Origin of the sequence: Micromonospora sp. NPDC048871, from assembly GCF_043198155.1 — a bacterium.
GTDB lineage: Bacteria > Actinomycetota > Actinomycetes > Mycobacteriales > Micromonosporaceae > Micromonospora.
Genome location: NZ_JBICUM010000014.1, coordinates 153,550 through 165,893 on the forward strand (window position 1 = coordinate 153,550; position 12,344 = coordinate 165,893).

Annotated in this window: 8 protein-coding genes; 2 read left to right on the forward strand and 6 right to left on the reverse strand. The window is 70.9% G+C overall.

The features are described from left to right. Positions 1–36: 36 nt before the first annotated feature. The 4 genes from ACGFIK_RS24620 to ACGFIK_RS24635 all read right to left on the reverse strand — a co-directional run bounded on the left by ACGFIK_RS24620 (position 37) and on the right by ACGFIK_RS24635 (position 7,825). The gene (locus tag ACGFIK_RS24620) at positions 37–2,559 is read right to left on the reverse strand and encodes a RiPP maturation radical SAM C-methyltransferase (protein WP_327025878.1); all 2,523 of its coding nucleotides are present in this window, start codon (positions 2,557–2,559) and stop codon (positions 37–39) included. A 158-nt stretch (positions 2,560–2,717) separates the two neighbouring features. Beyond that, entirely contained in the window at positions 2,718–5,801 is a 3,084-nt protein-coding gene (locus tag ACGFIK_RS24625) for a BTAD domain-containing putative transcriptional regulator (protein ID WP_327025879.1), read from the reverse strand. A 315-nt stretch (positions 5,802–6,116) separates the two neighbouring features. Further along, positions 6,117–7,484 carry an MFS transporter gene (locus ACGFIK_RS24630; protein ID WP_327027113.1) on the reverse strand — a complete coding sequence of 456 codons (1,368 nt, stop codon included), beginning with the start codon at positions 7,482–7,484 and terminating at the stop codon, positions 6,117–6,119. 104 nt (positions 7,485–7,588) lie between these two features. Next, entirely contained in the window at positions 7,589–7,825 is a 237-nt protein-coding gene (locus ACGFIK_RS24635; RefSeq protein WP_327025880.1) for a hypothetical protein, read from the reverse strand. Between the two features lie 135 nt (positions 7,826–7,960). Between ACGFIK_RS24635 and ACGFIK_RS24640 the strand changes: the two genes are divergently transcribed. Further along, on the forward strand, positions 7,961–9,106 hold the full coding sequence (locus tag ACGFIK_RS24640) for a geranylgeranyl reductase family protein (RefSeq protein WP_327025881.1): 1,146 nt from the start codon (positions 7,961–7,963) through the stop codon (positions 9,104–9,106). A gap of 145 nt (positions 9,107–9,251) precedes the next feature. Further along, positions 9,252–10,154, forward strand: coding sequence for an SDR family oxidoreductase (locus tag ACGFIK_RS24645; protein WP_327025882.1), 903 nt, complete (start codon positions 9,252–9,254; stop codon positions 10,152–10,154). Between the two features lie 84 nt (positions 10,155–10,238). Here ACGFIK_RS24645 and ACGFIK_RS24650 read toward each other — a convergent pair whose 3' ends face one another. Continuing rightward, positions 10,239–10,898: a nucleotidyl transferase AbiEii/AbiGii toxin family protein gene (locus tag ACGFIK_RS24650; protein WP_327025883.1), complete on the reverse strand. Its 660-nt coding sequence runs from the start codon at positions 10,896–10,898 to the stop codon at positions 10,239–10,241. After that, positions 10,895–11,236 carry a hypothetical protein gene (locus ACGFIK_RS24655; protein WP_327025884.1) on the reverse strand — a complete coding sequence of 114 codons (342 nt, stop codon included), beginning with the start codon at positions 11,234–11,236 and terminating at the stop codon, positions 10,895–10,897. The genes ACGFIK_RS24650 and ACGFIK_RS24655 overlap by 4 nt, the downstream gene beginning before the upstream one ends. Positions 11,237–12,344 lie beyond the last annotated feature (1,108 nt).

Genomic DNA, 12,344 nt, shown 5'->3' on the forward strand with positions numbered 1-12,344 from the left:
CTTCCCAGAACCTTCCGGTCGGCTTCCGGGCGCGGCTCAGACCTGGAAGGGCGGCTGTGGCCAGCGGCGCGGCCGGTACGGCGCCCACCAGTGCCGGTCACCGACGGCCAGAATCAGGGACTCGGCGGCCAGCTCGGACAGGATTGGGGCGGACACCCGGGCGGCCGGGTCACGCACCAGCCTGCCGATGGCGTCGAGGTAGGCCGGATCGTCGACGATGATGCGGTTGAGCACCCCCTCGCGATGGTCGCGGATCTCCAGGAAGCCCGGCCCCTGCCGGTAGGAGAGCCGGCCGAGGAAGAAGCCGTCTACCCAGCTCAGACGCTGCTCGGTGGCGGCGCCGACGATCTCCGCCGGGGGATGCAGATGGGTGAGCGCGGCCGGTGGTCCGCCCGGGTCCAGGTGCAGCCGCCAGTCGACCACCACGCCCCAGGCGGTCAGCTCCCGCACCAGTTCCAGCGCGAGTACCGCCGTCGCCGGATCGGCCTGCGCGGTCAGGTCGGTCGTCTCGACCAGAGCCACCCGCCGCACCCCGGACCGGTACAGCTCGGCCACTTCCGCCGCCGCGTTGCCGGTGATCCGGATCCGGCCCAGGTCCATGCCGGGCAGCCGCCCGGCCCGGCCGTGGTAGTCGCGCCACCGGTGCAGGGTGATGCCTGTACCGGCCGGCGCCGACCCGGGGGCTACGCCGGCCGGGACCAGACCGGGGGAGCGGTGCGCCAGCCGGGTCAGTTCCCCGTTGGTGGCCAGGGTGGCGACATGGACCCAGCGGTCGGCGTCGTGGTAGACGATGCCGGCCTCCCGCCAGTCCGCCAGCAGTCGTTCCACCCGGCTCTCGGTGACGGTCGCGCCGACCTGGGCGGTGAGGCGACGGGCCAGCGAGGCGACGCTGCGAGGATCGGCCAGCAGCCGGAACGCGGCCAGTTCGACCGGATCGTGGATGGTGTGCACCGACCAGTCGAAACCGGGCCGCCGGCTGACCAGCACGATCTTGTGCCCCAGGTCGCAGTGGGTGAACCGTCCACTGTCGTGCGCCGCGCGCCACTGCGCGACGGCCTGGTGCAGCCGCTCGACCGTCGGCTCGGCGATGCCGGCGGGCGCGGCGTCGAACAGGTACGCCAGGTCGTGCAGCTCGGCCTCGGGCAGGTCGTACACCCGGGCGTAGTGCCCGGCCGGACGTGGCTCGCTGAACCCCAGATCGGGCTGGTCGAAGTACGGGCTGAACCGTTCGATCGCCAGCCGGGTTACCGCCTCCGGCGGAACGAGGTGATGCAGGGCCGGCAGCTGGTCGATCACCTGGTGGTAGTCGTTCTCGTGCTCCCCGGGGAAGCCATACAGGTAGTTCCAGGACACCCAGATCCCGGCCGACTGCGCGTCCCGCAGGTGCCGGACGTTCTGGCAGCCGGTCACCCCCTTGTCCATCAGCTTGAGCACCCGGGTGCTGAGACTCTCGACGCCGGGCTGCACCTGCACCAGACCGGCCTCGGCTAGCAGCCGTAGCTGGCGGTAGCTGAGGTTGGACTTGATCTCGTAGTGGATGCGCAGGTCGTAGTCGTGGTCGCCGAGGGCGGGCAGCAGGGTCTGGAGGAAGCCCATGTCCAGGATGTTGTCGACCGCCACCACGTCGAGCAGGTGATGTCGCCGGGCCTGGTCGAGGATCTCCCGCAGGAACCGCTCGGCATCCTTGCTGCGGAACTGCATCAGGGAGCCGTTGAGTCCGCAGAAGGTGCAGTGGTGCTTCTCGCCCCACCAGCAGCCGCGGGAGCCTTCGAGCACCAGCTTGGGCTCGATGTGGTGTCGCACCGCCGAGTGTTCCAGCCGGTCGAAGTAGGCCGTGAACTCCGGGTCGGGTAGCTGATGGGCGGGCAACGGGACCCGGGCCTGCGGGTTTGCCCGGCTGGCCCCGTCACGATCGCGCCAGCACAGCCCCGGCACCCCGGCCGGGTCACCGGTGCCGCCGATCACCTCGAGCAACAGGGGCAGGGCCCGATCGCCCTCCCCCCGCACGACGTAGTCCACGTAGGGGAAGTTGCGGTGCAGGGCCGCACCCTGCCGGCCGTCGCAGTTGGCACCCCCGAACACGATGGTGATCTCCGGTGCCCGTGCCTTGAGTCGCCGGGCGAGCGCCAGGGAGGCGGTGTTCTGCTGGAAGGTCGTGGTCAGACCGACCACCGCAGGCCCGCTGGCGGCGATGCCGTCGGCCAGGTCGTCGAGGAAGTCGTCGCTGCGCCGGTGCAGCTCGACGGCGAGGTCCCGCTGCCGCTGGTCCAGATCCTCCGCGTGGCGCAGGAACTCGGCCACCCGATGGTGCGGGCGGTCGTGCAGCACGGCGGAGAACACCCAGTCGCCGTGTCCCTCGAAGTAGGAATGGGTGGCCAACTGGTCGTAGACCTCGGTGTCCAGTCCGAGGGTCTGTGCGGCCCAGTCGAAGAAGTCGAGGTTGGCGTAGCGGGTGTGGACGGTCGCCCCCGCGTCCCGGGCCGCGACCTGAAGAATCCCCAGGGCCAGCGACGGGGTGTCGAGAGCCGCCCACGGCATGGTGACGAGCAGAAGATCCATCCGCCAGGTGCTTTCGGCCGTACGACTACTTGGTCTTGCGCTCCGTCTGGATGGCGATGATCGCCATCGGGCTCTGCCGGGCCCGGGCTCGGGCTCGGTAGTCGATCAGGATCGTCTTCTTCTTCATGCCTGCCTCCTGGGTCCACTGGCTGGTCGGCTCACCCTAGGTGCGCCGCTTCCCTGAATTCTTCCGCTGCGCTTCCCCCTCGTTCCTGGGGGCGTAACGCGCCGACCTCCAGGATCCCGGCCGGTATCCGTTCGCCGATCATGGCGGGCAGTTCCTCGGCCCGGCGCCGGATGACCGCCGCCGTCTCGACCTCACCGATCCGCTCCAGTGCCTGGCCGAGCAGGCCGACGGCGGAGATCAGTACGTGATGCACGGGATCGTTGCGCAGGATCGAGATCGACTCGATCAGCCGGTCCAGGCCCTCGGCCGTACGCCCGTCGGCGAGGTCCAGCGCGGCCTGGGCGCAGAGGGCCTCCCCGGACCCGAACCCCAGATTCATCTCGCCGAGCAGGCGCCGACCCCCGCTGATGATGCGCCGCGCCGAGGGATCACCCATCCGCAGCAGGACCAACCCCAGGGTGAGACAACTGAACGCCTCGTACGGTCGGTCGCCCAGCTCGTGGAAGATGGTCAGCGCCGCCTCGGCGGTACGCCGGGCGGCCTCCAACTCCCCGCGATGACGCAGGACGATCGCGAGGCAGCGCAGGGACAGCGCCTCCTCCCGCCGATTGTCCAGGCGGCGGGCCAGTTTGATCGCCACCCGGAAGGCCTCGGCGGCCTCGTCCCAGTGACTCAGCTCGTAGTGGATCTCGCCCAGTTCCCGGGTGGCGCGGGCCTCGGCCACCGCGTTGTCGGCGGCCCGGGCCAGTTCGATGGCCTGCTCCACCAGGTCCAGCGCGTCTTCGTGATCACCACTGGCCCGCCGGACGGCGGCATGGATGACATGGGCCTCCGCCTCGATCGCCTTGTGCCCGATGCGCTGCAGGATCCCGCCGGCCCGTTGCACCAGCGTGATGGCGGTGGGCCGGTCCATGCGGATGAAGCGCAGCCGGGCCAGGCGCATCAGGGTGATCGCGGTGCCGATCTCGTTGCCCTGCGCGACGCAGGCGTCCAGCGCTCGACTGTGCACCGATTCCCAGTCGGCGTACTGATGGCGCAGTTCCAGGAACTCCGTCATGCACTCGGCCAACGCCCAGGCCAGCGGGCTGAGCCCGGCCAGGTGTGCCTGCGCCACCCCGGCGACCAGCGCCGCCCGCTCGGTCTCGAACCAGGCCAACGGGTCGGCCAGCAACTGGTCGATGTACCCCGGGTCGAAGGGGTCGTGGTACGCCGTGTCCGCGAAGGGGCGTGGTGACCAGCCCCGGAACCGGGTGCCGTGGAAGCGTTCGTCGGCTTCGGCGACCAGGGTGAGCCAGGCCCCCAGGGCCCGCGACAGGGCCACCTTGCGTTGTTCGTCCGGCAGGTCGGCCTCGGCCCGTTCGCGGGCGTACAACCGCACCAGGTCGTGGTATCGGTAGCGGATCTGACCGGCGGCGTCGTAGCCGACGATGTCCAGCAACTGGCTGTTGACCAGTTCCTCGACGAGGTCCTCGGCTTCGTCGAGGGTGATCCCGAGCAGGGGTGCGACCACCCAGGCCGCGAAGTCCGGAGCGTCGAGCAGGCCGAGCAGGCTGAAGGCCTTCTTCTCCGCGGGGCCCAGCCCCTGGTATCCGATCGCCAGGCTGGCGCGTACCTCCAGATCGCCGACCACGAGCACGTCGAGCCGGCGGCGGCGGTCGGCCAGCCGCCGGGCGAACCGGGTCAGATCACCGTGTCCGTTCTGAGCGATGCGGGCGGCGGCGATCCGTACCGCCAGCGGCAGGTGGCCGCAGAGCGCGGTGATCCGTCGTACGGTCCGATGGTCCTCGCCCAGTCGTTGCTCACCCGCTATGCGGGTGAGCAGTTCCACCGATTCGGCGGCCGTGAACACGTCCAGGTTGTGGAAGTGCGCTCCCTCCAGGCCGACCAGCCGGGGCCGGCTGGTCACCAGCACCGCGCAGGTGGGTGAGCCGGGTAGCAGCGGGCGGATCTGTGCCTCGTCAGCAGCGTCGTCGAGCACGATGAGCACCCGTCGGCCGGCCAGGCAACTGCGGTACATCTCGGCGCACTCGTCGACCGTGTCGGGGATGGTCCAGTCCTCCACCCCGAGGGCCCGCAGGAACCGCTGAAGGGCGGACAGTGGCTCCAGGGGCCGGGGGTCGGTGCCGCGCAGCCACAGGTAGAGCTGACCGTCCGGGTACGAGTCGACGATCTTGCGGGCCGCCTGCACGGCCACCGTGGTCTTGCCGACACCACCCTTGCCGCTGACCGCGACGATCACCACGGCCTCGTCGTCGCCCGTGGTGAGCTGTCGGCAGATCTGTCGCAGGGTGTCCGCCCGGCCGGTGAAGTCCGCTATCGACAGCGGCAACTGTGCCGGGGAGGCGGCGGCAGCGGGCCGTGTCACCCGGCCGGCCTGGTGCAGCCCCGAGTCCCCGATCAGCATGGCCTCGTGCAACGCCTGAAGTTCCGGCCCCGGATCCAGGCCCAACTCCTCGGCCAGGCAGGTGCGCGCCTCATGGTAGGCCGACAGCGCCTCACCGACCCGACCGGCCCGGTAGAGGGCCAGAATCAGATATCGGCGCAGGTTCTCGTTGAGCGGATGCCGGGGCAACAGCGACTGCAACTCGCCGATCACCTCGGCGTGCCGTCCCTGGGCCAGGCCGATTTCGATCTTGTCCATCATGGCGGCCAGCCGTTTCTCGGCCAGGGCTGCCGCTTCGGCGCCGATCAGATGTTCGGTGACGTCGGCGATCGGCTCACCCCGCCACAGGGCCAGTGCGGCACCGATCTCCCCGGCCGCCTCCGCCGGCCGACCGGCCTCCAGCGCCGCCCGCGCCGTGCGTACCAGCCGCTCGAAGACGTGCAGGTCGAGCACGTTCTGCCCGATGCGCAGCTGATAACCGGCGCCATGGCGCACCACACAGTCCGGGCCGAGCTTCGTGCGTAGCTGGGAGACGTATTTGTGCAGCTGGGCGACGGCGGTGGGCGGGGGTCGCTCGCCCCAGAGCATGGCGACCAGCCGCTCCGTCACCACCACCTTGTTGGCGGACAGCAGCAGGGTGGCCAGCATGGCCCGCATCTTGCGGCCGCTAAGCTCTACCGCCTCACCGTCACGCCATACTTCCACGGGGCCGAGCACACGGAATTCGAGCATTTCCCCTGCGTTCCGAGACATAATGGATGACCGTCAGTCTGGATATGCATGCCCCGGGCGGCGGCGCTACTGGACCTGTTGGCGACTCTACAGTCAGCAATTCAAGGTGTCCAATGTACGACAAGTTGCCGCACATAATGCCTGGGTGCCCTTAGTGCATTGCTGAGTGGGTCGACTGTGGCGCCACGGCCACGAGCCGATCAACCGGTGATATCGCATTAGTCGGGAGTACCGCCAGATTTCAACTTACTGCCTGGCAATTGTCGCCCGCACTTCAACAACTCGTCGACCCCGGCCGGGTCAGGAGGCACTGCGTCATCTGACCGGGCCCCGGCGGTGGTGGCGGAAGATGTCGACCAGGGCGGCCAGCAGAGCCAACAGGATGATCCCGGCGGAGACCAACAAGGAGCGTTCGAAGGCCGTCGCCCAGGCGCCGTCGCTGCCCACGACCGAGAAGAAGACCGCCCCGACAACGGCGATGCCGGCCGCCGCTCCGATGCGCTGACCGGTCTGCAGCATCCCCGCCCCGCTGCCGGCCTGCGGCAGGGGCACCTGGGACAGGGTCAGGGTCTGGTTGGGGGCGATCACCAGGCCGCTGCCGAGCCCGGCCAGCAGCAGGGGAGCGGCCGTCACCCAGGGCACCGGGGCTCGGGGGGCCAGCTCGATCACCAGCGCCACCAGGGCCAGCCCGACCACCACGGCGAGCAGCCCGGTGGCGACCAGGGGCCGGCCGAACCGGTTGACGATCCGACCCCCGATCGCCGACGCCGCGGCCGAGCCCAGGGCGAAGGGGGTGATGGCCAGACCGGCGACCAGGGCGCTGTAGCCGAGCCCGGTCTGCAGGTACAGGGTGAAGATGAAGAAGATCGCGGTGAACCCACCGAAGTAGAGCAGGGCGATCAGCGAGCCCAGGGCGTACGACCGGACCTGGTACAGGCCCACGTCGAACAGCGGCGGGCCCTGCCGGGCGTACCTGCGCTCCCAGAGGGCGAAGCCGGCCAGGGTGACCAGGCCGGCGGGCAGCAGCAGCCAGGTGGCCGCCCCCCGCCACTGCTCCCGTTGCACCAACGGCAGCAGCACCAGGGTCACCCCGGTGCCGAGCAGCAGTACCCCGACCGGGTCCGCCCGCCGGCGGACCGCTTGGCCGACCGGCCGGTGCGGGATCAGCCGCCAGCCCAGGATCATCGCGATGACCCCGACCGGGACGTTGACGAAGAAGACCCACCGCCAGCCGTGCTGAGGCCCACCGGCGGCGATCAACAGGCCGCCGAGCAGGGGACCCACCGCGGTGGAGATGCCGATGGTGGCCCCGAGCAGGCCGAAGGGCCGGGCCCGTTCCGGTCCCTGGAACAGCTGCTGGATCATGCCGGTCACCTGCGGGTTGACCAGACCCGCAGCGGCCCCCTGGAGGAGTCGGGCGATCACCAGCCAGGTGGGGGACTGGGCCAGCCCGGCCACCGCGCTGGTAGCCGTGAACAGGGCGATGCCGAACACGAAGGCGGTGCGGCGGCCGTGCACGTCGCCGAACCGGCCCGCCGGCACCAGCACCAGGCCGAAGGTCAGGGCGTACCCGGACAGCACCCATTGCAGGTCGGCCGGGCTGGCGTTCAGGGCCCGGTCCAGGGAGGGCAGGGCCACGTTGACGATGCTGACGTCCAGCAGCGTCATGAAGGCCGCGACCAGTCCGACCCCGAGGGCCTGCCAACGCCGGGGCCCCTGGTACGACTCCTCAGCCGTCGAAGGCCGGTCGGACCCGGCCCGCCGATGGTGCCCTCCGACGGCCTCGGTCACCTCAGTTGCTGGGCGCAGAACCGGGGGCCGAAGTCCAATCCGGCCATCGGCGAATCCTCCCGGTGCAGCAGGTTCTTCTCGGTGAGCAGATGCAGGGGGGTCTGCAACTGCTCCTCGGTCAGGCCGCACTCCGCAGCGATCATGTCCGGGTACGGGACCTGTCCGCGTGCCTCCAGGGCCGCCACCGCGTCGTACACCCGAGCCTCGACGTCCGACAGCTGCACCTGCTGCATGGTGTCCTCCTCACGCCGATCCGCCTGCCAGGCGGTGTGCGCCGCGCGGATACCCCCTGCGGGACCGATGATTCCCCCACTCCGGCCGGTGGTTCGCCGTCCCCGCGACCACCCACGGTGACCTACGCTGCTTCGGTGACCGTCTGGGAACTCGCAGTGATCGGTGGTGGTCCCGCCGGACTGTCGGCCGCCTACGCCGCCGCCCGACGGGGGGTGCGCACCCTGGTCCTGGAACGGGCCGCCCATCCGCGCTACAAGACCTGCGGTGGCGGATTGACCGGTACCTCCGTGGCGGCCGTGGCCACCCGGATCGAGGTGCCCGTGCAGGACGTGGTCGACCAGGTCACCTTCACCCTGCGCGGGCGCCGTCCGATCACCCGGCGGCACCGGCCCGGTCGGCTGGTCAGCATGGTGCGCCGGGACGAGTTCGACGACCGGCTGCGCGCCGCCGCGGTGGCCGCCGGAGCCGAGGTCCGCGAGCGGGTCACGGTGCGGGCCCTGGAGCAGACCCCCGACGGCGTACGACTGCGGCTGGCCGACGCCACCACGGTCCTGGCGCGGACGGTCGTCGGCGCGGACGGCTCCTCCGGGGTCAGCGCCCGCCATGTCGGGGTGCGGTACCGGCAGGTGGATCTGGGGTTGGAACTGGAACTGCCGGTGCAGCCGGAGCAGCAGGCCCGGTGGCGGCGGCGGATGCTGCTCGACTGGGGACCCCTGCCGGGCTCGTACGCCTGGGTCTTCCCCAAGGGCGACCGGCTGACCGTGGGGGTGATCGCCGCTCGGGGTGAGGGGGAGCGGACCCGGGACTATCTGCGGGGGTTCGTCCATCGGCTGGGCCTGGCCGGGTTGCCGGCGACCCACGACACCGGGCATCTGACCCGCTGCCGGGCCGAGGATTCACCGCTGCGCCGGGGCCGGGTCCTGGTCGCCGGGGACGCCGCCGGCCTGCTGGAACCCTGGAGCCGGGAGGGGATCAGCTACGCCCTGCGCTCCGGTGAACTGGCCGGTGAGGCGGTCGCCGAGGCCGACCTGGCCGGCTACGAACGGGCGGTGCAGCAGCGACTGGTGCCCTCCATCCGGGCCGGGTACCGGCTGTTGGAGGTCTTCTCCCGGCGGCCGGAGGTCCTGCACCTGACGGTCGGTACCCCGCCGGGCTGGCGGGCCTTCACCCGGTTCTGCCAGGGCCACGGCGACTTCGGCCAACTGGTCGACGGGCTGCCGGTACGCGCCGCCCTGGCCCTGGCCGCCCACCTGCCCGGCCCCCGCACCCACCGCCCCTGACCCGTCCGCTGTCGTCCGGCCCTCCCGCTGCCACCCAGTATCCTAGGATGCCCTACGGGTGGTGCGGCAGGTCACGGCCTGTTTCCCCACAGCCGGTCGGGGTAGGGCCTTCCGGGACCACATCCCACCGACGAAGGAGACCCCCGTGAGCCACGACCAGCACACCCAGCAGGACCCCACCGAGCAGTACGGCCAGCAGTCCGGACAGCCGGCCCAGCAGCAGACCCCACCGGGGCGTACGGAGGACATGAACCCGAGGCCCGACCACGGCGAGGACACCTACCAGGGCACCGGCAAACTCGAGGGCAAGAAGGCCCTGATCACCGGCGGTGACTCCGGCATCGGTCGGGCGGTGGCCATCGCCTACGCCCGGGAGGGTGCCGACGTGCTGATCTCCTACCTGAGCGAGGAGGAGGACGCCGACGCGCAGGACACCGTACGGCTGATCGAGGCCGCCGGCCGCAAGGGCGTCGCGGTGCGCGGCGACATCACCGACGAGGCCACCTGCCAGGGGCTGATCGACCGGGCGCTGTCCGACCTGGGCGGCATCGACATCCTGGTGAACAACGCGGCCTACCAGATGGCCCAGGACAAGGGCATCGCCGGGATCAGCACCGAACAGTTCGACCGGGTGCTCAAGACCAACCTGTACGCCATGTTCTGGCTGTGCAAGGCGGCCCTGCCGCACCTCGAGGAAGGGTCGGCGATCATCAACACCTCGTCGATCCAGGCCTTCGACCCCTCGCCGCAGCTGCTGGACTACGCCACCACCAAGGCGGGGATCGCGAACTTCACCAAGTCCCTCGCCGCCGACCTGGTCGACAAGGGCATCCGGGTCAACGCGGTGGCCCCCGGCCCGATCTGGACCCCCCTGATCCCGGCCACCATGCCGGAGAAGAAGGTCGAGCAGTTCGGTACGGACACCCCGGTCGGTCGGCCGGGTCAGCCCGCCGAACTGGCCCCCGCCTACGTCTTCTTCGCCTCGCAGGAGTCGAGCTTCATCACCGGCGAGGTGCTCGGCGTCACCGGCGGCCGCTTCACCAAATGACCTGCAAGGAGGGGCCCCTTCTTAACGCCTCCGGTAGAGGAGGGGTCCCTTGTTAACACGTACCCCCGGGTTGTCTGCCGGTGCTCAGCGGGGCCAGGCCGCCAGTTGCCGACGGACCCGGGTGATGTCGGCGGGGTCGAGGCCGTAGCGGGCGAAGCGACCGTCGGGGATCCGGTCGAGGTAGCGGCCGGCGGCCCGGACGTCCTCGTCCTCCAATGCCGGATCGAGCTGCCGGGCCAGCTCCAGCAGTTCGGCCACCGACCGGTCGGCCAGGGCGGCGGCCACGTCGATGTAGTCGCGTACCTCGCGCCGGTTGACCAGGGCGGCGGTCTTGTTGGCGATCAGGTCGCGGACGTCCATGACCGGCCCGAGGTCCATCACCACCGGGCTGCGGTGCCGGTCGAGTCGGGCCAGACTGAGCCGGATCTGCCGGCCGTCCCGGGCGACCACGAAGTCCCGCATGTCCGCGTGGAAGCCGTCGAACAGGTCGCCGAGGTCACTGTCCGGGTCCGCGTCGGTCACCTCGAACCCGGCCGCCTGAAGGGCGTCGCGTACTCCGGCGGCCGCCGCGGCGGCGGCACCCTCCACGTCGGCGAAGAGATCGACGTCCTCGGTGGGCCGGGTCACCAACCCGTGCGCGGCCCACGCGACCCCGCCACCGAGCACGAAACGGTACGGCCCGGCCACGGTCAACGCGACCCGGGCCACCTCGCGGTAGAAGTCGTGCGGATGGGGCTGGGTCACGCCGACCGGAGACCCCGGTGCCGACTCTCCCAGGCGGCGCGTACGCCTCGGGGCAGGTTCAGCAGCCGCCACACCCGGGGCAGGGTCCGGCCGTTGACCAACCGACGCAGGTCGTCGAGGCTGGTGGACTCCCGCAGCACGTTCTCGTACATCCAGAGCAGCTGGTCGGGGTCGGCCAGATCGAAGGCGCGGTCGCTGCACCACATGAGTCGTACCGGCAGCTCCACCACCCCACGAGTGGGCCCACGCAGCTCGCTCAACGTCCGGGCCACCACGGCGGGCCGCCCCGGCCGGGCGAGGTGCGCCACACCGGTAGTGACTCCGAAGACGGCCTGCATCCTGCCAGGGTAACCCCACACCCCCCGGAACCGGACTCTCCCCAATCCACCCCACCCAAATCCACCCCCACCCCCCGACCGCAAACATCGACTCCATCACGCCGAAGTGGCGGTTTCCCACCACCCCGAACCCCACCGTTCCGCCGTAACGGCGGAACCTTCGAGGTGCGCCCGGCCGAGCCGCGTGAGCCGGCTTCCCGTCCCGTCGCTGCAGGAGGTGTCCCCGCTGCCGGGCGTGGGCCACCCAGGCGGCCTGTGGGGCCGTCGTCTGCCCGTCGGTCTCTCCGTTGCGCGTCGCTGTTCCGCCCAGTTGCGCATGCCTGTTTCGGTCCGTCTGGTTGTGGCCATGAGGCCTTGATCGACTCCGTTACGGCGAAGTGGCGGTCTCCCGTCGCCGGGGCGGCGCCGCCCCGGCGCTCTGGACACCGCCGTTTCGCCGTAACGGTGCGGGCTGGCTGCCGTCTGTGCTGCACGAAGGTGCCTTCGCCGCTGCGTGTGAGCCACCCGAGGGCTGTGGGGTCGTATCAGGGTTGATCGTCCGGATGTTCGACTTTGGCAGTTCCGGGCTACGGGCCTGCCCAGCCCGGCCTTATTCCGTAAGGCCAGTCCCTGCGGCCATAGAGCCCGGCCCATGGGGTGGCCCCCTGGTGATGAGTTCGGGCGCGACAAGCTGCTGAGGGCGGTGAATCTGGTCATCGGGGCACGGGTAGACCAACGAGCAGACCAGGGCAGGCCCGTTCTGGGCTGCGAGGGCGTCGATGGGTGTGGTGTCCGGTCCGACTGCGGTCAGCCCGGGAATGGTGGCGGCTGGCGGGTGGTTGGACATCCCTGACCGGCCGATGCAGGCCGCCTGACCCCGATAGACATTCCTCTACAGGGGGAGCAGGAAACCGTTGGCCGGCACCCGAACCCCGGGTGCCGGCCAACGGCCGTCTACACCCTGCCCGCCTTCCGACGTGCCGACCGGGTAGACGAAGACCGACCAGGTCAGGCTGGGGCGACCGTGCCCGGCGTAGGGATCAAGCCTGACCGCCCGAAGCCGGGCACCGTCGCCCCCCCCCGCAACCCCCCCCACCCACAAACCCGCACCCACGCCCACCCCCCGACC